The organism is Planococcus faecalis (assembly GCF_002009235.1).
GTDB classification, from domain to species: Bacteria; Bacillota; Bacilli; order Bacillales_A; family Planococcaceae; genus Planococcus; species Planococcus kocurii.
On sequence record NZ_CP019401.1, the window covers coordinates 818,702 to 843,109 of the forward strand.

At 41.5% G+C, this 24,408-nt stretch carries 20 protein-coding genes and 1 riboswitch; of the genes, 12 read left to right on the top strand and 8 right to left on the bottom strand.

Annotation, left to right across the window (positions count from 1 at the left end; genetic code table 11):
* Positions 1-240: 240 nt before the first annotated feature.
* Entirely contained in the window at positions 241-1,605 is a 1,365-nt protein-coding gene (locus AJGP001_RS04075) for a YjiH family protein (protein WP_071154524.1), read from the bottom strand.
* Between the two features lie 12 nt (positions 1,606-1,617).
* A complete protein-coding gene (locus AJGP001_RS04080) occupies positions 1,618-2,931 on the bottom strand; it encodes a sigma 54-interacting transcriptional regulator (protein WP_071154523.1) in 1,314 nt (437 codons plus the stop codon).
* Positions 2,932-3,252: 321 nt separating this feature from the next.
* Between AJGP001_RS04080 and AJGP001_RS04085 the strand changes: the two genes are divergently transcribed.
* Together AJGP001_RS04085 and AJGP001_RS04090 are read left to right on the top strand one after the other, a co-directional pair.
* The gene (locus tag AJGP001_RS04085) at positions 3,253-3,753 is read left to right on the top strand and encodes a pyridoxamine 5'-phosphate oxidase family protein (protein ID WP_071154522.1); all 501 of its coding nucleotides are present in this window, start codon (positions 3,253-3,255) and stop codon (positions 3,751-3,753) included.
* 144 nt (positions 3,754-3,897) lie between these two features.
* Positions 3,898-5,261 (top strand): IS1182 family transposase gene (locus AJGP001_RS04090; RefSeq protein ID WP_425439670.1). Its coding sequence is split into 2 segments (ribosomal slippage): positions 3,898-4,467 and positions 4,470-5,261, totalling 1,362 coding nucleotides; the frame shifts between segments, so codons are not numbered across the junction.
* A 235-nt stretch (positions 5,262-5,496) separates the two neighbouring features.
* Here the strand turns inward: AJGP001_RS04090 and AJGP001_RS04095 are convergent.
* The gene (locus tag AJGP001_RS04095; RefSeq protein ID WP_071154521.1) at positions 5,497-6,576 is read right to left on the bottom strand and encodes an S-layer homology domain-containing protein; all 1,080 of its coding nucleotides are present in this window, start codon (positions 6,574-6,576) and stop codon (positions 5,497-5,499) included.
* A 369-nt stretch (positions 6,577-6,945) separates the two neighbouring features.
* Between AJGP001_RS04095 and gdhA the strand changes: the two genes are divergently transcribed.
* The 3 genes from gdhA to AJGP001_RS04110 all read left to right on the top strand — a co-directional run bounded on the left by gdhA (position 6,946) and on the right by AJGP001_RS04110 (position 9,981).
* On the top strand, positions 6,946-8,334 hold the full coding sequence (gdhA, locus tag AJGP001_RS04100; RefSeq protein WP_071154520.1) for an NADP-specific glutamate dehydrogenase: 1,389 nt from the start codon (positions 6,946-6,948) through the stop codon (positions 8,332-8,334).
* Positions 8,335-8,470: 136 nt separating this feature from the next.
* Positions 8,471-9,430: an Abi family protein gene (locus AJGP001_RS04105; RefSeq protein WP_071154519.1), complete on the top strand. Its 960-nt coding sequence runs from the start codon at positions 8,471-8,473 to the stop codon at positions 9,428-9,430.
* Positions 9,431-9,450: 20 nt separating this feature from the next.
* The gene (locus AJGP001_RS04110; protein ID WP_071154518.1) at positions 9,451-9,981 is read left to right on the top strand and encodes a DUF1697 domain-containing protein; all 531 of its coding nucleotides are present in this window, start codon (positions 9,451-9,453) and stop codon (positions 9,979-9,981) included.
* Positions 9,982-10,035: 54 nt separating this feature from the next.
* Here AJGP001_RS04110 and mug read toward each other — a convergent pair whose 3' ends face one another.
* Both mug and AJGP001_RS04120 read right to left on the bottom strand, forming a co-directional pair.
* Positions 10,036-10,542, bottom strand: coding sequence for a G/U mismatch-specific DNA glycosylase (gene mug / locus AJGP001_RS04115; protein WP_071154517.1), 507 nt, complete (start codon positions 10,540-10,542; stop codon positions 10,036-10,038).
* 15 nt (positions 10,543-10,557) lie between these two features.
* Positions 10,558-10,764, bottom strand: coding sequence for a TM2 domain-containing protein (locus tag AJGP001_RS04120; RefSeq protein WP_071154516.1), 207 nt, complete (start codon positions 10,762-10,764; stop codon positions 10,558-10,560).
* Between the two features lie 520 nt (positions 10,765-11,284).
* On the opposite strand from AJGP001_RS04120, the gene AJGP001_RS04125 reads away from it, so the two are divergent.
* From AJGP001_RS04125 to AJGP001_RS04135, 3 genes are all read left to right on the top strand, one after another.
* Positions 11,285-12,898 carry a glycoside hydrolase family 13 protein gene (locus AJGP001_RS04125; RefSeq protein WP_071154515.1) on the top strand — a complete coding sequence of 538 codons (1,614 nt, stop codon included), beginning with the start codon at positions 11,285-11,287 and terminating at the stop codon, positions 12,896-12,898.
* A 504-nt stretch (positions 12,899-13,402) separates the two neighbouring features.
* On the top strand, positions 13,403-14,080 hold the full coding sequence (locus AJGP001_RS04130) for a protein kinase family protein (protein ID WP_058386140.1): 678 nt from the start codon (positions 13,403-13,405) through the stop codon (positions 14,078-14,080).
* A 371-nt stretch (positions 14,081-14,451) separates the two neighbouring features.
* Positions 14,452-14,554: riboswitch (purine riboswitch) on the top strand.
* Positions 14,555-14,732: 178 nt separating this feature from the next.
* Entirely contained in the window at positions 14,733-15,614 is an 882-nt protein-coding gene (locus AJGP001_RS04135; protein WP_245830274.1) for a 5'-methylthioadenosine/S-adenosylhomocysteine nucleosidase, read from the top strand.
* Positions 15,615-15,679: 65 nt separating this feature from the next.
* Here AJGP001_RS04135 and AJGP001_RS04140 read toward each other — a convergent pair whose 3' ends face one another.
* Complete coding sequence (locus AJGP001_RS04140) at positions 15,680-16,156, bottom strand: BsuPI-related putative proteinase inhibitor (protein ID WP_071154514.1); 477 nt, start codon at positions 16,154-16,156, stop codon at positions 15,680-15,682.
* 211 nt (positions 16,157-16,367) lie between these two features.
* Here AJGP001_RS04140 and AJGP001_RS04145 point away from each other — a divergent pair, with 211 nt between their 5' ends.
* Both AJGP001_RS04145 and AJGP001_RS04150 read left to right on the top strand, forming a co-directional pair.
* Complete coding sequence (locus tag AJGP001_RS04145) at positions 16,368-17,576, top strand: aminotransferase-like domain-containing protein (protein ID WP_078080184.1); 1,209 nt, start codon at positions 16,368-16,370, stop codon at positions 17,574-17,576.
* Between the two features lie 318 nt (positions 17,577-17,894).
* Complete coding sequence (locus AJGP001_RS04150) at positions 17,895-19,451, top strand: class I adenylate-forming enzyme family protein (protein ID WP_078080185.1); 1,557 nt, start codon at positions 17,895-17,897, stop codon at positions 19,449-19,451.
* A gap of 63 nt (positions 19,452-19,514) precedes the next feature.
* On the opposite strand, the gene AJGP001_RS04155 is transcribed toward AJGP001_RS04150, so the two are convergent.
* Together AJGP001_RS04155 and AJGP001_RS04160 are read right to left on the bottom strand one after the other, a co-directional pair.
* A complete protein-coding gene (locus AJGP001_RS04155) occupies positions 19,515-20,402 on the bottom strand; it encodes a fructose bisphosphate aldolase (protein ID WP_078080186.1) in 888 nt (295 codons plus the stop codon).
* 184 nt (positions 20,403-20,586) lie between these two features.
* The gene (locus AJGP001_RS04160) at positions 20,587-22,059 is read right to left on the bottom strand and encodes a protein adenylyltransferase SelO (RefSeq protein ID WP_078080187.1); all 1,473 of its coding nucleotides are present in this window, start codon (positions 22,057-22,059) and stop codon (positions 20,587-20,589) included.
* A gap of 144 nt (positions 22,060-22,203) precedes the next feature.
* Between AJGP001_RS04160 and AJGP001_RS04165 the strand changes: the two genes are divergently transcribed.
* Both AJGP001_RS04165 and AJGP001_RS04170 read left to right on the top strand, forming a co-directional pair.
* Positions 22,204-22,815, top strand: coding sequence for a type 1 glutamine amidotransferase family protein (locus AJGP001_RS04165; protein WP_078080188.1), 612 nt, complete (start codon positions 22,204-22,206; stop codon positions 22,813-22,815).
* 444 nt (positions 22,816-23,259) lie between these two features.
* A complete protein-coding gene (locus AJGP001_RS04170) occupies positions 23,260-24,381 on the top strand; it encodes an NADH-dependent flavin oxidoreductase (RefSeq protein ID WP_078080189.1) in 1,122 nt (373 codons plus the stop codon).
* Positions 24,382-24,408: the final 27 nt, after the last annotated feature.

A 24,408-nucleotide genomic window follows, 5' to 3' on the forward strand; every position in this document is an offset into this window, starting at 1 on the left:
TTTTTAATTAAACTGAAAAATCAGTCTTATTTTGTATCATTCTCAAATAAAAGAGAGTATGCTAAAGGGAAAAGGAGGAGGAGTTCTAATGGAAGCTACCTTTGGTTTTGTGCCCATGCTCATCCTTTCCATCATTGTCATTGTGCTCATCTTGTCTTATTTCTTCTTTCATCATTGGGCAAAGTGAGTAAAAAAGCGCTACTCCTAGGAATGTACATTCCTAGGAGTAGCGCTTTTTTATTAAACAAACAAATGACCGAACAACACAAGAATTGGTAAAGTGATGATGGTACGTAATACGAAAATTACAGCCAGTTCCCAGAATTTTACTGGGATGTTCGAACGTAAAATCAAAATGCCGATTTCAGACATATAGATGATTTGCGTTAACGAAACACCAGCTAGCACAAAGCGAGTCAATTCACTCTCGATACCTGCACCTAGTACAGCAGGCAAGAACATATCTGCGAATCCAACTAAGAACGTAGGAGCGGCTTCGGCGGCTTCGGGTAAGCCGAATAAGGTCAGTACGGGAATCAGTGGATAAGAAATGATTTTGAATAATGGTGTGTATTCTGCGACGATCAATGCCACAGTACCAAGAGCAATAACGAGTGGGATTAGCGCTAGCCATATATCCAGTACCGTCTCAATGCCGATTTGTGCAAGTTTTTTCGGGCTTGCCGCGCTGCTTGCTTTACGACGAGCTTCGTCAAAACCCCATTGTAAAAGCGGTGCACCTTCAGGAATGGTATCGTCAATTTGTTTGCCAACTGGCGCATAATAGTCGTCTTTTTTACGAGATAAAGGTGGGATGCGCGGCATAATGATGGCAGCTACTAAACAAGCAACCGATACAGCTAGGTAAAAAGGAAAGAACAAATGTCCGATGCCGACGACATTGGCAACTACTAAACTAAACGCCACAGAAGCGATTGAAAACGTAGTGGCAATGACCGAAGCTTCACGTCCGGTATAATTGCCTTCATCGTATTGCTTCATTGTTACCAAAACTCCAACAGGTGCAGCGCCCATCCATGATGCCATCGCATCGATTGAGGAACGGCCAGGCAAGGTGAAGACAGGTCTCATGAATTTGTTGAGCAAGGTACCGACAAATTCCATTAAGCCAAATTCAACTAGTAACGGCAATAAAATTCCAGCAAACAAAAACCAGGTGAGTAGGACAGGGGCTAAGTCATAAAGCACAACGCCTCCCGTAGCTCTTGAAGAAATGATTTCAGGGCCAATTTCATAAAAAGTCATAAAGCCAAATGCAAAAGCAAGAACACGAACGATTAAACCAAATGGTCCATTAATAAACGTAGTGCGTAAAAAAGGTGAATTTTGAACGAAAGCAGGTTTTGTAATCGTTGCAAGTACGCTAGCAAGTGCGGAAAAACCAAGTAAAAAAACAATAAATGCAGGAATTATATCACCGAATGTTGTTAAGAGGAAAGATGCCAAAATACCGACACCAATCGTGATTTCATCATTGTAAGAGATAGGGCATAAGAATAATAGCGCACCTATAATAGAAGGAATTAAGAATTTCCATGTGTCGACAGATTCAATTTTCTTTTTTTCGCTTTGAAGCAATGTCATATAAGTTCCTCCTTAAGTGATGTTTGTGTATTTTTTTAGTTTACGAACAACCGAAGGCTGGCTAATGCCGAGAATATGAGCCATTTCAGTCGTTGTTCTGTAGCGTTTTTGTGCATTTAGTAACACTTTCTTTTCGACAGATTCTAAAATATGTGGAAGCGTCTGGCCATCAAGTTCAAAGCCGATACGTTCACTGGAATCTGGCTGATAAGTAATCGGGAGGTCATCGAGCGTAATCAGTGCAGATTCACTTTCGATAAAGCTACGTTCTAGTACATTGCGCAACTCTCGGAAATTGCCTTTCCAAGAAAGTTGTAGCGCATGAAAGTAGAAGTCATCAGAAATCGTTTTTCGATTTTTGTAGTTGATATTGAGTTCTTCAAGAACGCGATGGATAAACTGATCTAAATCATCTGGACGTTCTCTTAGCGCTTTTAATTCAATCGAAGCTAAATGCAAAAAGTAAAACAAGTCTTCACGGAAGTTCCCAGCAATGACGGCCTCTTCAATTGAAACCGTGCTGATGGCAATTATGCGTGCCTCGTGTGGCTGCTGCAAAACGTTAAACAGGGTGGCCTGAGAAGCAGCTGAGAGCTGTTCCACTTCATTGAGCACAAGCGTGCCTCGAGCAGCTAAGTTTATGTAGCCTTCTCCGTCAAGTCCGGTAAAACTGATTTCAAACACCGATTCGGGGATAGCGCTGCAATGGACTTCGATAAATGCTTCTTCACGTCGATCGCTTTGTGCATGGATAAACTTAGCTAATGATGTTTTACCGGTGCCAGGTTCACCGTAAATAACAACCGGAACTTCAAGTTGCGCCATTTTGATGGCTGTTTGGAGTGCACGTTTAGAAGAAGGACTTTCCATGACATAGCCTTCAACATGAAGCTGTTGGTTTCGTAGATGAGCCAGTTCCCCTTTTACCTTGGACATTTCCGATTCCAGATTCTCTAAATATTCCTTCATAACCATCAACTGTGACATATCGTAAGAATAACTGACGACAAACTCTACATCGCCATTATCATTAAAAAGTGGAATGCCAGTGATCAAGACCTTTTTCCCAGAAGGTGTATTTTGGAGCAAAACAACTTTTTTCTTTTGCTTTAAAACGAGTGGCGTAATGGCAGGAGAGAAGATTCCAGCTGCTTCTAAATCATAGACCGATTTTCCAAGTAGTTCTTCAGCAGGTACTCCATATTGCTCACCACTGCAAGTAGAAGCTTTGATAATACGACCTTCTCGTGTAGTAACAATAATGTCTTCATCATAAGTGTTGATAATTTCTTCGTTCGTATTGGGAAGCAGAAATAAAGTATTCATGACTGTCCTCCTTTATTCATTCCTGTATAGACTATACATTATTGAATAATCAAATTACAAGAGAAAAATAAAATACTTTTAAATAGTTTTAGTTAGTTGTTGATTTTATAAGAGATAACCATATTGGTATTGATAGTTTGACGAAACAAGTGAGAGGAATTCTTATAAGTGAATGGGTATTTTTATAAATTTATTTTTAGTTTTTCTACATACTAGAATACTTACGGAAAAGGCAATGACGTTTAGAGAACCGAATACAGGGAAATCTAGAAGTATAACCATCTAACTTTAATTCAACTTAATGTAGGAGGAATAAATAATATGGTGAACGAGACAACAAACGATCTACAGGCCATTAAAACAGTTAATGACTTGATTAAGGATATTAAGGTAGCGATGTTCACAACCATTTCTACTGATAACAAAATTATTTCGCGTCCTATGCAAACACAGGAAGTAGAATTTGATGGTAATTTGTGGTTCCTCACAATGAAAGATACGGAAAAATACGATGAAATCATTAGCAATCCAACCATCAATTTAGCCTATGCAGGGAAATCTTATGTATCTATTAGCGGAACTGCTGAGTTTATTGAAGATGCAGCGAAGAAAAAGGAATACTGGAATCCGATTTTTGATAAGATGCTGGATACTACTTATGACGATCCGAATGTCGTGTTGATTCGCGTTGATGCTGATTCGGCTGAGTATTGGGACTCTGGCAATACGGTAAAGTCCGTTAAAACGTTTGTGAAGAAATTGACCAATAAGGACATAGAAAAAGACCGTAAAGAAATAAATGATACAGTGGATTTTAAATAAGAAAACATACAGCTATAAAAAAGCTCGCAGACAACTAGTTGTCTGCGAGCTTCAGGCTGTCGAGAAACCCTCTCGACAGTCTTTTTTTGTTTATTTCGATACTTTTTTGATGTAAACTGAAAGAAAAAGAAGGAGCGAAGTCCCATGATTGGTCCCGTCAAAAATCACCGTCATGAACAGGTCACCGTCTCAATTGATGAACTCGTGCCATACGACCATTTTCTTCGTACCGTTGATGCCCTCATTGATTTTTCTTTTATTGAACGGATTGCTTCCCCTTATTATTGTCCGGATAACGGCCGTCCCGCCATTCCGCCCATTACCTTATTCAAAATGATTTTCATCGGCTATTTTTATGGCGTTCGTTCAGAACGCCAACTGGAAAAAGAGATTCGGGATAACATTGCTTACCGATGGTTTTTGGGCTATTCTCTCGTCGACCGGATTCCAGATCACTCCACCATCAGTTTCAATCGGAAGGGCCGATTTGAAGACACCTCGGTCTTTGAAGAAATCTTCGACGAAACGGTTCGTCAGGCAAAAGCCCACGGCATGGTGAGTGGCCGCGTGCTTCTGTCCGATTCCACGCATATCAAAGCCAATGCCAATAAGAACAAGTTTATCCGAAAAGCAAAGGCCGAAAAAGTGGTGAGCTACCTGGGGGAATTGGAAGAAGCGGTCGTAGCTGACCGGGAGGCCCATGGAAAAAAGCGCTGAAGCCGAAGGTGATTCGGCCCGTTGCCAAAACCAAACCGGCGATGACCCGCGAAAGCGTGACCGATCCAGATAGTGGGTTCCTCATGCGAAACCAGAAACCTCAAGGTTTTTTCTATCTCGACCACCGAACGGTGGATGCCAAATACAATTTCATCACGGATACCTATATCACGGCCGGCAATATGCACGACGCCGTTCCTTATTTGGACCGGCTCGCTGTACAAAAGAAGAAGTTTGCTTTTCCGGTGGAAGCCGTCGCCTTGGATGCCGGCTATTTTACCGGCCACATCTGTAAAACGTTAAACGAAGCCGGAACGTTTGTGGTCATGGGCTACCGCCGTTTCAAAGGCGGTAACCCGAAAGTGCCGAAACGGTTATTTACGTATGTCCCTTCACTGGATGCGTATGCTTGCCCCATGGGCTGTAAGTTGTCCTACGCCACCACAGATCGAGAGGGATATCGGCAGTACAAAAGCCGGCCGGAGGATTGTGAACATTGTCCACTGCGCTCGGATTGTTTTTCCGCGAAAAGCAAGCAGCGCTCGATTTTCCGACACATCTGGGAAGACGAAAAAGAAAAGGTGCGCGCCAACAAGCGCACCCCCAGCGGAAAAAAGCTATACAAGTTACGAAGCCAGACCATCGAACGGAGTTTCGCCGATGCGAAAGAACTCCATAGTTTCCGTTACGCAAGGCGACGAGGGCGCAAGTCTGTCCAAGAACAGGCTTATCTGACAGCCGCAGTGCAAAACATCAAAAAAATGACCCTTCTGCTAAGCAGAAGGGTCTAAAAACTTCACGTTCTTTTGTTTCTTGACCAATCCACTGAGAAGATAATCGATAAAACCTTAGTTTCTCAACAAGCTGAAGCTCGCAGACAACTAGTTGTCTGCGAGCTTTTATGACTTTAAAGAACTTCTGTTTTTAGCGTGGGCTCTTCTTTAGAGAGATTGTCGTTTTTCCGTCCTGAGCTCCGTGCAATTAATCAACGCAAAGCGAGCAGTTGGCGTTTTGAATGTCCGATTTTCATTCAATCGCAATCAATTCTTTTGTTATGGTGCCGTCCAAGTCCACCGATTTTACTTCTCCAAAACCTTCCACCATATAGTAGATATGACCTTTTTCCAAAAGCTCAGAATTAGCCGCAACCGTTACTTCCACTGCGTTTGTGAACGTTCGATAAGGTGTTTTGACTGTAACCCCGATGTTGGTGACTTCGCGTGGAGCCGCGTACATCGTGTTCATATACCAATTTTGTCCGATTTTAACAGGGTACTCAAGCTCGGTATAGGACTCCGAATAAGGCATGCCAAATGTATAGTGAGTAGAGGTCTCGAATTCCACTGAATCTGTTATGAGAATGTCATCTTTCGTGTTAATGCTCCAAATATAACCCATCGCTAACCCATTTCGGGAAGGCACATAATTATAAACGTGACGTTCGACACCAAATTCTGTATCGTACACATAGGTTTTTGTTTTGTCTCTTAAATAAGACTGTTTGATCGTTGCGTCATTTTTAAACTTCGGTTCGAGTCCCCGCGCCAAAAATGCAGCAAATTGGCCACGCGTGACTGTATCGTTTGGACGGAAGGTATTATCTGGGTAACCGATGGTAATGTTAGCTGCTAATATTTTCTGTATAGGTTCGTATACCTTCATATTACGTGAAACGTCGGTAAAGCTAATATCTGCGCGGAACGGAACAATATACAATCGAGACAAAATAAACGCCATTTCGGCACGTGTGATGGTGTTGTTCGGACGGTAGCTGCCGTCTGGATAACCTTTGATCAACTTCGCTTCTGCAGCTGCTGCAATGTAACCACTGGCTTTGTGAGAAGAAGGGACGTCTGAAAATCCTGTATTCCGTTGTGTACGATCAAATCCTTTCAAGCGGCCCATCATAATAACAGCTTCTGCACGTGTTACCCCTGTATCGGGACGCATCGTACCATCAGGATAACCGCTTAAGACATCGCGATCTACTAAGTAACTGATTTCTTCATAAAACAAATGAGACGTCGCTAAATCGGAAGCAGCTTGAACAGGAATTGCCAAGGACAGCATTAAGACTAAACAAGCACTTATTGATAATTTCTTCAACACGCTCACTCCTTTTGTACGTATTCACCGACTCATGCATCGAAAGTGGTCATCATCCGGAGCAACACAGCTTTGTTTAAGGTATACCCGTTTTGCTGAATAATACTAAAACACAGTTAAAAAACAGAAATTTTAAAGAGAACAATTTTTATTTTCAAAAATATTTTTGTGCGATATAAAAAAAAAACGTGGAATTAATGCGAATGATAGCGCTCTCTTTTTTGACTTGACCGATGAGGCACCAATTAATTAGCTACTATAGTAAAATATTGATTTGCGCTAGCTTAAAACTGTTTGTATAATGAAAGGAAAATATTAAAAATAGCGAATAATTATACAGTTAGTTGCTGTTTTTAAAAAGGAGATTGAATGCAATTGACATTTATACGGCAGGAAAATCCAATTAAGCAGCAATCATCTTATGAATATATACAAGGTATACATAAAAAAGTTCGAGATCGAAATCCAGGAGAATCTGAATTTTTACAAGCAACTTGGGAAGTGTTCGATACGTTGCAGCCGGTCTTCGAACAACATCCTGAATATGTTGAACAAGGAATTCTTGAACGCATTTCAGAGCCAGAACGATTTATCGCATTTCGTGTGACATGGGAAGATGATGCTGGAAATGTCCATGTTAATCGGGGATACCGTGTCCAGTTCAATAGTACTCTCGGACCTTTCAAAGGCGGTTTGCGTTTTCATCCTTCTTTAACCGCAAGCGTTGTGAAGTTTCTTGGGTTTGAACAAATTTTCAAAAATGCATTGACTGGGTTACCAATCGGCGGCGGTAAAGGGGGCTCTGACTTTGATCCAAAAGGAAAAACAGATCGTGAAATTATGCGTTTTTGTCAAAGCTTTATGACAGAACTTACGCGCCACATCGGACCTGATATTGATGTTCCAGCTGGAGATATTGGCGTCGGAAAAAGAGAAATCGGGTATATGTTTGGACAATACAAGCGCCTTCGGAATGCCTCAGAAGCGGGTGTCTTTACTGGAAAAAATCCAGGAAATGGCGGTAGCTTAATCCGCAAAGAAGCAACGGGTTATGGAACGGTGTATTTTGTTGAAGAAATGTTAAAAGATCAGGGACATTCATTTAAGGGCAGTAAAGTCGTCGTCTCCGGTTCTGGAAATGTTTCAATTTACGCGATGGAAAAAGCAATCGAATTTGGTGCGACCGTTATTGCCTGCAGTGACTCAGAAGGTTATATTTACGATCCTGAGGGCATTAATGTTGAAACGGTTAAGCAGTTAAAAGAAGTGGAGAGAAAAAGAATTTACCATTACTTGGAGCATCATTCAAATGCTCAATATGGCAAAGACAAGTCAGAAATTTGGAAAATCCCATGTGATATTGCTTTACCATGTGCCACGCAAAATGAAATTGATAGAGAAAGTGCCCAGGCGATGGTCGAAAACTCAGTAAAGGCAGTGGGAGAAGGTGCTAACATGCCGTGTACAGAAGAAGCAGTTCGTGTGCTGACGCATAACAAAGTGTTATTTGCACCGGCTAAGGCCGCTAATGCAGGTGGAGTTGCGGTGTCTGCTATGGAAATGTCTCAAAACAGCATGCGTTATTCCTGGTCGGCTGAAGAAGTTGATGAAAAACTGTTACAGGTAATGAAAAGTATTTATCAAACGTGCACAGAGACAGCAGCGCAATACGGTTCGCCAGGCAACTTGATTGTCGGAGCTAACATCGCGGGCTTTAAAAAAGTAGCAGATGCTATGGTTAGCCACGGATTAAATTAAACATGAGTAAGCAGAACGAACAACAAACGGCTATTCCTAACGTAGAAAATTGGGGAATAGCTGTTTTTTTATTTGGAAGGTATTTATAGATTTGGCCGCGTCACTTATAGTTAGGCATAAGAACAATACGCAAAGGATGAGACATGTGAAAGATTTTGCTACACACGGCGAGCAGTTGAAAATTCTTGAGGAACGAGGCTTGGACGTATCTGATCAAGCAGCTGCGAAACGAATTTTGTCTCGTGAAAATTATTACGCATTGGTTGATGGCTATAAAGAACCGTTTTTGGAGCATGATGAGCGACTCAATCCACACGGTCTTGAACGTTACAAAGAAGGTACAAAATTTAGTCATCTTCAAGCACTGCACAGTTTTGACCGGAATTTACGATTGCTATTGCTAAACGAACTGTTGAAGTTTGAAAAAAATATAAAATCAAAAGTGGCATATCGTTTTTCAGAGAAGTTTAGAGAGAAAGAAAGTTTTCTTAACCCTGTCAATTATAGTCACGACAGCCAGCATCATCATGAGCGTGACCGCATTATTTCAACACTTGCCAATCTAATCAAAAGTCATAAAAAGCGAGACAAAGTAAGGTATCCAGCCATCCGTGAATTTTATGACAAGCACAAAAATGTACCGCTATGGGTGCTCGTCAATTTCTTGTCACTTGGACAAACCACACATTTTTACACAGTAATTGATGAAAAACTACGTGACCAAATTGCAGCTGATTTTGCCAATGAATACAGTGAAGAATACCGAGCAATCCATTTAGAGGCAAACGAATTAGATGCTATTTTGCGTATTGTTTTTCCGTATCGCAATAAATCTGCACATGAAGAAGTACTCTACCGCTTCCGCCTTCCGCATCCTGTAGAACTAGGTGCTCTCGAAGAAAGACTGGCAATGTCAAAAGGCAGTTTGAGTGGAGCGACTGTTTTTTCTGTGAGTCGTCTATTAAAACTAGTACTCTCACAAGCTGATTACGGCCAGTTTTCTACAGAATTAAATCGATTGATTGAGACGCTTGAAAAATCGATTCAAGAGCACGCATTTACAAAAATTATGAAAGATACCGGTTTTCATGAGTAGCATGTGAGGAGAGGAATGCGGTGTTATATGTGGCATTACTACGAGGAATCAATGTGGGTGGCAAGAACAAAATAGATATGAAGCTGTTAAAGCAAGCCTTTGAAGAACTAGGCATGTCATCGGTTATGACCTATATCAATTCAGGCAATATCATTTTTGCCAATCCTAATCATTCTGAAGAACAACTGGCAGAACGATTAGAGGAAACAATCTATAGCCATTTCAATTTGCGAATCCATCTATTGATTTACAGTGCAGAAGCGTTCCGGAAAATTGCGCAAGCCATTCCGGAACAGTGGACAAACGATTCACAGATGAAAAGTGATGTCTTGTTTCTATGGCAGGATGTTGATCATGAAGCAGTGCTAGACAGACTGACCATCCACAAGGAAGTTGACCGCGTCTTTTACGTTCCGGGGGCCATTCTTTGGTCGGTTAATAAAGACAAAGTTTCAACTAGTGGAATGGTCAAGGTTGCAGGAACTACCCTTTATCGCCATGTCACTGTTCGCAACGTCAACACGGTCCGAAAAATTTTAATGCTGTTATAGAAAATGGAGCACGAATAAAACGACCCTCCTCTTGTCATAAGAGAAAGGTCGTTTTTATTTGTAGGTATTCAAGCCACTGTATATTTCGACAATGTCTTTCATCTTTAAACGGACGAGTCCGCTCGAAGATGGTGCTACATATTCGACAATGCCCGGAATGACCGGTTCTTTTTGAGCACCCCACGAAACGGCTTTTCTTTGGCTAAACTGCTGATAGACACCTTTGCCGACAAAGCAGACAGCTTTTGGTTGCAGCTGTTTAATTTTTGCTGCTAGTAAGCTAGCCCCTTGTGCATATTCTTCTTTTGAAATCTCTGCCGCTTCTTTGGTCGGTCGTGCCACAATATTTGTTAAACCATAGCCGAGAGCCAGCAGCTTACTGTTTTCTTCAGGTAGGTATTTCCGAGGTGTCAAGCCAGCTTCGAAAAGAATCTTCCAAAATCGGTTATTCGGACTAGCGTAGTGAAAGCCGGTTTCAGAAGATCGAATGCTCGGATTAAACCCGACGAACAAAATCTTCAACTCTTTTTTTATATGGTCAGGAATCGGTTCTAAGTGCAAACGAGATATCCTCCTTTAAGATCTACCATGTTTCTCTTGAAAGTTTTCTTCAGATTGCAGAAGATATAGAATGCCTTCAATAATCCCGATTACTGCAGGAATACCTGTCCAAAAGAATAACAGATAAAGGATTCCCATGCCCGGCTTCCCAAGATAAAATTTATGTGCCCCAAAGTCGCCAAGGAAAATAGCGAGTAATGCGGCCGCTAATTTGTTTTTCATTCGTAATCATCCTTTCCAGATACTTTACTATTCCCGAATTATGAGAAGTTAAAAGCGATGTCAGTAATAATGTCCTTATTTTAGCTAAAGGAATTTTTGTTCTAATCAAATACAGTGAGAAAGAAATAACATTCAACTATGGATTCTGATCAACCATTAACTTAAAAGAGCGAAAGTCTGGTCACAAATCAGCTATATCGTTAAATGATAACGGGTTCATCCAATTAATAGAGAAAAAATAGCAAGATCTAAGTTTTGATATGATCACAGCGGTTATATTGAGAAGATATTTAAAGGAAAGAAGGTGAGCGCACAAGACAATATCTATGAAATGTTCGGTTTACTGCCTTGGTAATTTTTTGCGAATTCTGCTACACTATCAACTTATAATTAATTTTTCTAGAAAAATGTTGCTGGACGATGGAATAGAAAAAAGTTGAGATAGGCGTTTGGACATCTTCAGATTAGGTCAAGGCCGATTGATGGGGAGAATGACCAAGGTCTTTGTGAGGGATCAGTTATGAACAGAAAATGGTGGAAAGAAGCAGTTGCGTATCAAGTGTATCCGAGAAGTTTTCAGGATTCAACTGGAGACGGCGTAGGTGATATCAACGGCGTAACCAGCAAGCTAGATTATTTGAAAGACCTTGGGATTGATGTGATTTGGATTTGTCCGATGTATAAATCACCCAACGATGACAATGGCTATGACATAAGCGACTATCAGGAAATTATGGATGAGTTTGGAACGATGGCGGATTTTGATCGCTTGCTTGAAGAAGTACACGCACGAGGCATGAAACTTATTATTGATTTGGTGATCAATCATACAAGCGATGAGCATCCGTGGTTTATGGAATCACGTACATCAACAGATAATGACAAACGTGATTGGTATATTTGGAGCGATGAGCCAACCAACTGGGAAAGTATTTTCGGTGGTAGTGCTTGGGAATACGATCAAGCAACTAAGCAGTATTATTTGCATTTGTTCTCTAAAAAACAGCCAGACTTGAACTGGGAAAACCCAGAAGTGCGGCAAGCTTTGTACGATATGGTCAATTGGTGGTTAGACAAAGGCATTGATGGTTTCCGTGTAGATGCAATTAGCCACATCAAAAAAGACATGAGCGACGTTGAAGACCCCCAACAAAATTTGTATGTACCGGCTTGGGAGAAAATGATGAATGTCAAAGGCATTCAACCGCTGCTTGCGGAACTGCGTGATGAGACGTTTGCGAAACGTGACATTATGACAGTTGGCGAAGCGAACGGGGTCCAGGCAAGCGATATTAACGAGTGGATTTCAGAGGACGATGGGAAATTCAATATGGTATTTCAATTTGAAAGCATGGGGCTATGGGATACGGATTCAACAACCGGTATCGACGTGCCTAAGTTAAAAGAAGTATTGACCAAATGGCAAAAAGCGGTGGAAGGCCAAGGTTGGAATGCACTTTTCGTTGAAAATCACGACAAGCCGCGAATTGTCTCTTCTTGGGGCAATGACCAACAGTACTGGCGGGAAAGTGCCACGGCTATTGCCTGCATGTATTTTTTCATGCAAGGCACTCCGTTTATCTATCAAGGTCAGGAAATTGGCATGACCAACGCGCCCTTTGAAGAACTTGCACATTACAACGATATACAAACACATAATTTGTATCATAATAATCGTTCGGAAGGCATGGAGCACGACGCGGTGATGACCATCATCAAAGCACAAAGTCGTGATCATTCACGAACGCCGATGCAATGGGATGCCAGTCCGAACGCGGGGTTCTCAAGCGGAGAACCCTGGCTGCGTGTCAATCCGAATTATGAGAAAATTAATGTAGCAGCACAGCTTCGCGATCCACATTCGGTTCTGTGGTTTTACCGGAAGATGATTTGGTTACGTAAGCAGCAAGATGTGCTCGTTTACGGAAATTACGAGTTGCAGGACGTCGGTCATGAATCAATTTACGCTTATACACGTACAAATGAAAACAAGACAATATTGGTTATCACTAATTTGACCGAGTATTCTTGTTACTGGGACGAACCGCAAACAGCACATTGCTTGTTGCATAATTATCAGCAATGCGACCCAAAACAATTATTACCTTTTGAAGCACGCGTTTACGAATTGTGAAGCTAAAGCCATGCCCTCAAGTGATTTACTTGAGGGCATGGCTTTTTTATTTGATCCAATCGGTCATTTTGCAAACAACCAGTTGGATTACGCAAACAACGAGCCTATTTACGCAAACAAGCTTCACAAAAAACCATATCCTCAAGTAATCAAGGTTTATTCAAATAAATCCCTTTAAAGTCAAGGAGACTTATACAAATCCTCCACTTAAACAGAAAAAAACCACCTTGCCCGAGGGCAAGATGGTTTTGATAGTTTGCGGCGTTTCAAGCCACGTTCCACAACGTGTTCCTAAAAGGAATGCTTGTCCGTCTTATGCAAACGAGCTCATCGCGTAGTTAATACTAGTCGATAATCTACAAACTGTCAATATTTTAGCGGGAAATAGTACTTGTTTTCTTCGTGTTTATGCATATTTACAAAACAAGACCTTGGCATTTGAATCATGTGTCAAGTCCGGATTATTATTATAGTAAGAATATTTTTATATGAAGGAGAGTTGACATGAAGCAATCTTGGCAAGAGTTAGCAGAATTACTGACTGCAGTTAAAGTCGTAGCCCATCCGAATAACGAACCCGTCAGTATTGACGGAAATGTGGATGGATTTCGCTGCATCGGAGTAGGAACGGATGCGGCAGTGTTTCAATTTTTAGAGGCACCAGAATATGCCTTCAAAATATACGCAAAAGACAAAAAGGATAAACTTGAAGCTGAAGCAAAGGTTTATGCACAAATCGGTTTGTCTCCTTATTTCTCCAGTTGCTACGGGGTGACCAATCGATTGTTAGTGATTAAATATGAAGAAGGAGTAACTTTATTTGATTGTCTTTTGCAAGGAATTCATGTCCCAGATCAAGTTATACAAGATGTTGAAGCGGCAAGGGAATACATCCGTCAAATCGGGTTAAATCCACGAGATATTCACTTGAAAAATATTTTATTACAAAACGGTCGAGCGAAGCTGCTTGACGTTTCTGAGTATATAAAGCCGGGCAATGATTTCAGATGGGAGCACTTGAAAAAAGCATATGAAGAGTATTACGCGATTATTGACGGCAGACCAATGCCGTTCTGGCTGTTGGATACGATTAGGAAATGGTATCATCACTGGAATCGCTACGCCTCTTCTTTTGATGAATTTATGCAAACGGTATTAAAGCAAATGAATTATTGGAAATAAGTGTGTTTCTAACGAGCGGAATTTGTGTAAAGAATGAAAACGATGAAAATGTGCTTTCTTACACAATATTTGGCTATCGCTCTCCGGATGTGTGGCGTAAAATATTTTTGATTCCGAAGAACCTAAGTGACTTTTTGTGGAAAAGCTATCATTGAATCAATGTATTTGCGACAAATTCTGGTGTATTGTCCTATATTACTTGATGAGTTTTTAAAGAGAGTCTATTTAGATAAAAGCTAATCCGCTTTAAAAAAATGAAATTCATAAAAAAACATTGCTAATTCCTTATTTATACGAACATTAAACAGTTACTTAATGTTTAATGTTCGTATTTTTATTGACCCATCGCGTTGTGTTTGCTATAGTTGCCAAGTGAAAAATATTATATCACTCGTATATACTCGGTAATACGGTCCGAGTGTTTCTACCAGGTTCCCCGTAAAGAACTGGACTACGAGCTGGAGTATTTGGTTATTCGGTTTTCAACCGGAAACTTGGTTATTGCTTGGTGTGTGCATCCGCTCTCTTCATTCAATTTATACTTCGGCTCCAAAGGTTCAAATGGTAGAAATTCCATGACATTCTGGAGACTTTAACTTTGGTCAAATTACCGAGTGGAGCATACACCAAGGAGGAAATTCAGATGAAAAAAATGAAAATAGCTATCAGCAAGCAAATGGTAATTGCTATAATGGCAATAATATTATTAGCAATACTCACAGGATGTAGTTCAGCAGCTCAGTCTAGTGAAGCTGAAAAAGAAAGAACAAAACGTCCAATCCTGATCCAAGGACCAATGCCGATCGAAGCTGAAAACTTCGCTGAGCGTTTAGAGAATGTTGAAATAGAGCAATCAGGTTCGACCTTTGAATTTCATATCGGTACTGTAGATGGCTATCCAGTCATTGTTTCAAAAACCGGTAAAGGCATGGAAAACACGGCGGCTGCAACCGCAATTGCGATTGAAAAATACAATCCAGTAGCTATCATTAACCAAGGAACATCAGGGGGACATGATCCTGCACTTAATGTTTTCGACATTGTTTTGGGCGAGCGAACAGTGAATATCGGTTCTATGAAAACTGGAGACCGTGCTGAAGGTGAAGGCATCGAGGCAACTGAATGGAAACCGATGGACGTTATGGCTTCTGAAGGAAGTGCTGGGGAAGATCCAAATGCTGAAAAAGCACGTTATTACGAAGGGGACACAGAACTATTGGCCGCAGCTAACCGAGTGAAAGATAGCTACACACAAGGCAAAGTGGTTGAAGGAACAATTGGTTCAGCTGACGTATGGAATAACGAAGTTGATCGCATTCACTGGTTTCATGAAAACTATGGCACGTCAGTCGAAGAAATGGAATCCGCATCGTCCGCTATGATTTCAAAGGCGTACGATGTACCGTTTTTGGCAATCCGTATTTTGTCGAATAACAAAACAAATGAGGGTGCATACAACCCGGAAACAGCTGCAGCGAACCAAGAATATGTTTACAAAGTTGTGCAAGAGTATATTGCTGCGTTAGAAAAATAGCATAAAATAGAAAAAGCATTCCCACCAACTCAATACGGTGTGAATGCTTTTTCTATAACCGATTCTTATTTTACAACGTAGTCCATGGTCACTTCATACATTTTTCCTTGTTTCGGGGTTAACCAAGCAGCCAGTTTATATGTTCCGGGTTCAAGCTCAAGTGCGGGAATTTCAAAATCATAACTTAGCTCATCACCTTGATTTATCGTTTCTTCGCCTAAAGCTTGTAGGTACAAACTGACTGATGAAAAGAGGAAAGCTACTTCTCCACTGTCAGTTGTTAACGAAAAATCAAAGCGCTGGCTACTGGTGAATTCAAAAAGCTGTGCTTTTTCTGTTTGATTGATCAAAGTGTAACGATAGGTATTGTCGTTAACTTGCTCGATAGTAAGTTCTAACTTTTCTGCTGCTTCACCGTTAGTATCGATTTCTTCAGTTGCCGGATCTTTTTCTGTATCGTCACTCTCTCTCGTTCCGCAAGCTGTTAACACGAAAACAGCAAACAGAATCAGAAAGGCGCCCAACCAAATCATTTTTTTCATGGTGGATTCCTCCTAATGGGTTTAAAGACAAGTAAATCGCTTTAGCATAAGAACGTTAAAGTGCTGGAAAAGTTACAACTTTCCGGTAGAAATGCATCGAATACAAAGAGGATTTCCACGACGTTCTACACATTAGGTGTTGCACACTGTAGAATAAGCATTAAGAGATTTTATATTATGCCATTAGCTACACGAAAGGAGAAAAATCTACGTGAAAACAGCTTTCCATTTTTCAAAAGATATTGAAATGGCTTTTAAAAATGATCCGCCTGGCCAGTGGCTTTCTACTTTACCTCCAGGCTGCTTGCGTCTGAGTTCGGGTTATCCGGACCCTGCATTGGTTCCATCAAAAGAAATAAAATTAGCGGTAACGCGCTTGTTAGAAGAGGAAGGGGATTTGCCACTCCATTATATGGGCAGTCCACGAATACCGCAGTTAAAGAAATTTCTTCAAAAACGAATGGCACAGCGCGGAGTTGAATTAGCATTAGATGAGCTGCTCATCACTTCGGGTGCTTGTCAGGCCATTGATTTGATTGCTCGCGTGCTACTAGATAATGAAGCTGTCGTGGCTATTGAATCACCAAGTTATATGGAAGCTTTGGAAATATTCCAGAATTATACACCGCATTATATGACCATTCCAATTGATGAGAACGGATTGCAGACAGAGCTGTTTGCGGACATGTTGAAAGACCGAAAAGAAAAAGGACAACCGTTGCCGCGCTTGCTGTATACCATCCCGACTTATCAAAATCCGACCGGTACGACTTTGTCGCTTGAGCGTCGTCAACACTTGCTCGAACTTGCGGAACAATACGATTTTGTCATTTTAGAAGATGATGCTTATGGGGAGCTTGGCTTTCAAGACGTGCCGCATTTACTAAAAGCGATGGATCCCACTAACCGTGTACTTTACGTAGGTTCATTATCGAAAGTGGTAGCACCGGGTATGCGAATTGGTTGGGTAGTTGCCGATAAGCTACTAATCGAACCATTAAGCTGGTTTAAGAAAGATCTTGATCATCCATTCGATCAAGCAACAATGGCTTCTTTCTTAGAAGTTACTGATTTTGATCAGCACCTCCACGCTTTAACAAACGTCTATGCATCTAAATGTCAGACCATGTTGTTAGCGCTAGAAAAGTTTTTGCCACCTGAAGTCTCGTGGTTCGTGCCGAAAGGCGGCTATTTCGTTTGGGTTAAAGTTCCAGGTGTTGATACGTCAAAAATTTTGTCGGAAGCATTTGACGCGGGAGTTTCTTTTGTGCCGGGTAAATACTTTTTCTTAGAGCAGCAAGAAGGTCTTCAGTATATGCGCTTATCATTTAGCTATGCTACTGAAGAAGAAATTGGCAAAGGCGTGGAATTACTAGGACAAGTAATTGGCAAAAATATAGCCGTAGCTGAAAACGACTAGTACCTCTCAACAGCGTAATATTCCACAATAAATTAAGTATATTCATCTATTAACTCGATTAATTACGCCATATATCGTGTGAAAATACGCCAAACCGTGCACATCTATACAAAGATGGAGCACGGTTTTATTGGTTGTTGTCTTTTGAGACTAAGCTCTATATAAAACGAATTGACTATGTTTTCAGAATACGGTAAAGTTGAATATACTATTTAAGGCAGTGTGGAAAGTTCTAACGAGCATGAAGATGCTGGGGAACTTCAGTATAGGAGGAACAACTATAAGAGCAATAAGTTGATTACACGAGGAGGAATTCAAATGAATATTACAACATCACTCAGACAAAATGCGAAACGCTTTTCAGATAAGATGGCCATTACGTGCGAAGGAAGATCCTATACGTACCAAGAGCTTAATGAAGAAGTAAATAGATTAGCCAATGGACTGTTGGAAACCGGTTTGCAAAAAGGCGATAAAGTATCGTTGTTTATGAAAAACTCCGATTATTACGTCCTGGCTTTTTTTGCTGTGCTAAAAGCCGGCGGTGTTGCTGTACCTGTGAACTACCAGCTAAGTTCAGATGAAAGTGGCTATATTTTCGGTCAGTCTGATAGTAGATTTATCTTTTGTGATGCGGAATTTGAACTTGTTGTAGCTGAAGAAAAAGCACAAGCAAGCTCACTTCAGCAAATTATCGTTCATCCTGCACCTGACAATAACGATTATCTTAGCTGGGAAAGCGTGGTAAGCGAAAATGCATTAGAACCTTCCGTTGAAGTATTCAGTACCGATGACGCCGAAATTTTGTACACGTCTGGTACTACCGGAAAACCAAAAGGCGCGTTGTTTGATCATCAGCGTCTCGCTAACGTCAGTGCTTCTTTTGTTTTTGGAGTGGAGTTAAAAGCTGAAGATCGGATTCTTCATGCTGTGCCGCTTTTCCATTCGGTTCAATTAAATCTATATTTAGTGACCGGCATTTTACTAGGGACCTCTAATGTTATTGTTCGCGACTTCGAGCCAGTCAAAGCCATTCAAGCAATCAATGAATTCCAAGTTTCTGTTTTCTTTGGTTTACCGGATATGTACAGTGCATTGCTGCAAATGCCAGATGCAGATACAGTTGATGTATCTTCTGTCACCAAATGCATGTATGGTGCAGATCCAATCGAAGCGGATCTAGTCAAGCAAGCAATGACCTTTTTTGGACACCAACAATTTTACAATCTATGCCTATTAACGGAAGGTGGTCCTGGAGGCGTCTTTTTATTGCCAGCTCAGCATGAATATAAAGTAGGCTCTGGTGGAAAGCCGATGTACTTCACAGAAGTACGAGTAGTTGACGAGGAGTTTCGGGATGTTCAGCCTGGAACTATTGGAGAGTTTGTCATAAAAGGTGCGACGGTCATGAAAGAATATTTCAAAAAACCGCAGGAAACAGAAGAAGCTTTTCAAAATGGTTGGTTATTAACAGGAGATTTAGCAACAATTGATGAAGACGGATTTATCTCACTTGTCGATCGTAAAGCAGATCGAATCATTTCAGCCGGAGAAAATATCTATTCGATTGAAGTAGAGCAGGTTATTAACAGCCATCCGCAAGTGGCTGAAGCTGCAACGGTTGGTTTGCCGGAAGAAGAGTGGGGCGAGATCGTAGGCGTGGTTATCGTACCTAAACAAGGAGAAACTATTGATGAAGAGCAATTAATGGATTATTTTTTAGAGCATCTTCCGGGATACAAAATTCCACGCAAATACAGAATCGCGGATTCACTGCCACGCAGTGGAGCTGGGAAAATTGTGAAGTATAAATTGCGTGAATTGCATATTAGCGAATTTGAATGGTTCCGTAAAATTCCAGAGAGTCGTTATTAGGTTTTGGCAACACAAAGATGCCTCGCAGCAAGTTAAGCTGCGAGGCACCTTTGTGTTGTTTGTTTAAGTAATAGAAGCTTCGTAAATGCTCTTAATGGAGTTTTCCAACAGGGTGTTAAATTCCTCATCTGACTGACTGGCGCTGACACCTTCAGATAAAGCACGCGAGAAGCTAGCAATCAGTCCTTCGTTCGCAGCTAATTTCTTATTAGCATCGTCTCGCTTATAGCCGCCTGACAATGCGACCACTCGAAGTACACGTGGGTGATCAATCATTTCCTTAAAGAAATTATCTACGTTAGGAATAGTGATTTTGATCATGACATTTTGGTCTTCCTTTAACTGGTCTAACTGCTTTAACATTTCTTCTTTAAGTATTGTTTCGGATTGTTCTTTGTCTTTGCTATTGATATCTACTTCAGGTTCAAGAATGGGCACTAAACCAGCTGCAAGAATTTGTTTGCCAACGTCAAACTGCTGTTCGACTACTTTTTTGATGCCTTCAGAATTGGCTTCTTTAATAACGGAACGCATTTTCGTACCAAAAACATTTCGTTCGTTGGCACGTTTTAAGACATCTTCTAAGTCTGAAATAAGCTTCATGACCTGAACGCCGTTTTCTTCATCGGCTAATCCTTTGTCGACTTTTAGGAAAGGCACGACGCCTTTTTTCTGCCATAAATAATCAGGGGTATAATGACCTTCCACTTTGCGGTCCATCGTTTGTTCAAAAAGGATTGCCCCGATAATCGAATCAGAACTGAAAGAAGGTGCTGTCATGACGCGTGTCCGCATTTTATGGATCAAGTCATACATTTCTTCTTCTGTCGAGTATTGGTCTTCCGAAACGCCGTACAGCGCTAAAGCTTTCGGTGTGCTGCCGCCACTTTGATCAAGTGCTGCAATAAAGCCTTTGCCGTTTTTCACGAATTCCATTTGTTCCTGATTCATCATCCCAGCTCCTTAGATAAGTTTTTAGAAAGTCGATCAGTGTGCGTAAAAAATTTACTATAAAGAAACTCTTTCACTGAATATTGTAACAATATATACAAGAAACTACAAAAAGAAATTTTTTACTAATCGATCTATACATAAGGGTTTCCCTGTATAAATGGTTGCAAACTTCCCTTAGCTATCAAGTTCCACAAAAAGTCTGGTAAAGTCCACTCGTAGGACCCGGCGGCTGCGCATAGATTTCTTGTTCGGGTGAGTGAGCATACGGATTAGCCAGTACTGCCAGAAGTTGGTGGAGAACACGGTAATCTCCTCGTTCTTCAGCTGCTTCCAAAGCTTCCTCCACTCGGTGATTGCGCGCGATGACAGCCGGATTACTGTCGCGCATCAATTGCTGAATGGCTTCTATGGATTCCTCTTGCCGGTGGAGACGTGTCTGCCATGAGCGATGCCATTCCGAGAATTCGGGTGTTGTGAAAAAATTGTTGCCTTGCAGTTTATCGAAAGTTAATGCGCGAAAGGTATTGGTATAATCTGCAACGTTGGCATGCATTAGATTGAGCAATTCTTCGACTAAGATCTTATCAGTTGCTTCTTCATTGAAGAGCCCCAGTTTTCGGCGCATGCCGTTAAGCCAGTGACTTTCGAACAGTTCGATGTAGTTAGAGAGTTGTCTCTGTGCCATTTCGACGGCCTCTCCCGGTATGTCGTGCAACAAAGGCAGTAAACTTTCACCAAAGCGAGCCAAATTCCAGCCAGCAATCATCGGTTGGTTGCCGTAAGCATAGCGACCTTGAGCGTCAATCGAACTGAAAACAGTTTTCGGATCATAGCTATTCATAAATGCACAAGGACCGTAGTCGATTGTTTCACCACTAATTGCCATGTTGTCGGTGTTCATTACGCCGTGAATAAAACCGGCTACTTGCCATTTGGCAAGTAACGCGGCCTGGCGTTTGATCACTTCTTGAAACAATGCCAAATACCGATTTGGAACATCTTGTATATGAGGGAAATGGCGTTCTAATGCATAGTCAGCTAACGCCTTCACATCTTCTGTCGTTCCGAACCTGGCTGCGTATTGAAACGTGCCAACGCGCAGATGGCTATCGGCGATGCGCGTCATAATTGCACCGGGAAGTATAGTTTCACGACGAACGGTTTCGCCAGTTTCGACGACAGCTAGGCTACGTGTTGTTGGAATGCCGAGCCCGTGCATCGCTTCACTGATGAGGTATTCGCGTAGCATAGGTTTAAGTGCAGCACGACCATCTCCACCTCTTGAATAAGGCGTTCTACCAGAACCTTTTAACTGAATGTCTAAGCGTTTGCCAGTAGGCGTTAGTTGTTCGCCAATTAATAAAGCACGGCCATCGCCAAGCATCGTAAAATGACCAAATTGATGTCCAGCATAAGCTTGAGCAAGGGGGATCGTGCCTTTTGGAACGGCATTTCCTGCAAGAATGGCAATGCCGTCTTCACTTGTTAATTCCTCAGAATCTAATCCCAGTGTTGCCGCTAATTGTTCATTGAACATCACGAGTTTAGGTGTCGGCACTGGATTAACAGAAAACCTGCTAAAAAAAATTTCAGGCAAACGTGAATAGCTATTATCCAGTTGCCATCCGGTATGTGTAAGTTCTTTTTTATTCATTATCGATTCTCCTTCTTTAAGTAGGATTTACTTTCATTATACCCTCTCGAACAGAGGAACATGTCTCCGCTGTTCGAGTGATTTACGTATGCTATAATTCGGTAAATGAGAAAGTGAATATTCGAACGAAAGGGAGAAGATTATATGAGCAATAACACCGTTTTATTTGTGTTGTTAGATGACTATGCGGATTGGGAAGCGGGTTCATTAGCAGCTGCGCTGAATGAAGAGCCAGAAGGTAAAGGACAACGGTTTAATGTCAAGACGGTGTCGTTGACGACAGATCCGATTCAATCAATTGGGGGCTTTACGGTGTTGCCGGATTACGGATTGACTGATGCACCAAAGGATTTTGTGGGACTGATGTTAATCGGTGGAAACTCTTGGAGAAAGAAAGACAGCAAACAGGTCATGAAGTTAGTCGATAAAGCTCTCGAAAAACGAGTCGTTCTTGGTGCGATTTGTGACGCAACTGTATTTTTGGGGAACAATGGAATCCTGAACAACATTCGACATACTAGCAATCACCTAGAAGATCTGAAGGAGACAGCTGGAGAGAACTACAGCAATGAGGCAGGCTATCTCCATCAGCAGGCCGTTCGGAGTGGACAAATCATAACTGCCAACGGTTCGGCATTTCTGGAGTTTGGAAAACAAGTGCTTGAGGCGCTGAATGCGGCACCGCAAGCTGAAATTGACGAATGGTATCGTTTTTTCAAACAAGGTTATTACGAAAACATGAACACGAACCAATAGATCGAGTTGAATAAACCAGCTGTCATGTACGGGCTTAATTATCTACTTCAAGTAAGTGTCTGAAAAACTCTAATTGTTATTGCCACAATCCATGTTAGTTTTGCCTATCCAATTGTCCGAAAGCTTTTACTAATTTTCGGTGTGACAAACGAGATTACATGGCTGCTCTCATTTATTGGAGTAGTGTTTGCTTTTGCAGCTAGCTACTGGATTATTTATCGCTTAACTTCTCAAGTTTATTACAGCATTGTTAAATAGAGTGAGAACGCAATCAACCGGCTAGTAGACTTGCAGTCTACTAGCCGGTTTTAGCATTTCAATAAAAAGATAAATTTATACAGGTGTGAAGCAAATCACCGCTTCTTTATTTAGTAGATGGAGTAAGAGAAACTAGGCTTGCAAGCGTCTTCAGATGGGTAAAGAACTAGATAAGGAGGGATTTAGATGACGATAACAACTCAATATCTATTCGAACCATTTACTTTTACATCTGGACTAACCGTTAAGAATCGAATCTTGATGGCACCGATGACTACCTCATCTTCGGATCCCAGTGGTGACGTTACAGAAGAAGAACTGACTTATTATAAACGCCGTGCTGAAAGTGGACTAGGTGCAGTTATTACTGCCTGCGCACATGTCGAACCACTCGGTGTAGGCTTTCCAGGTCCATTCGGGGCAGACAGCGATGACCGTATCGAGAGCCTCAGACGACTGGCTACAGCTATTCGAGAAGGCGGAGCCAAAGCCATTTTACAGATTTATCACGCAGGACGTATGTCAAATGAAGACTTATTAAAAGGCAATCAGCCAGTTTCAGCAAGTGCCGTAGCAGCACTACGTTCAAATGCCGTTATACCGCGAGAAATGAGTTCTGAAGAAATTGAGAAAACAATCGAGGCATTCGGCGAAGCGACAAGACGTGCAATTGAAGCAGGATTTGATGGTGTGGAGATTCACGGGGCTAATACGTATTTGATTCAGCAATTTTTCTCGCCGCATTCTAATAGACGTACGGATAAATGGGGAGGCGACGTCGATTCACGTATGAACTTTCCGCTGGCAGTAATCAAATCGATCCAGCAAGCAGTTAACAAGCATGCCAGTCAACCATTTGTGGTCGGTTATCGTGTTAGCCCAGAAGAAAAAGAGGAGCCTGGTATTACAATGGACGATACATTGACTTTCTTAACCGCTATTGCTGATCAGGGCATCGACTATATTCATGTATCAGTCGGACGATTTTTTGGTGGTTCGATTCGCGAAGAGGATAGCCGCTCGCGTGTGGAACTCATTCAACAGCATATTGGGAGTCGTGTACCGGTTATTGGAGTAGGTGGCTTGCAGACCTTAGATCATGTAAAAGAGGCATTACAAGTTACTCCGCTCGTGTCTCTCGGTCATGCATTAATTATGGATCCGGACTGGCTCGCGAAAGTTCAAGAAAGTAGAGATGAGGAAATTTATCAAGCAATCCATTTGACTAGAAAACAGCAGCTAGATATTCCTGAAAATCTGTGGAATATGGTAACGAATGCACCTGGCTGGTTCCGAGTCGAGGAGTAACCCAAATGTAAGCGGGAAATTTGGTGT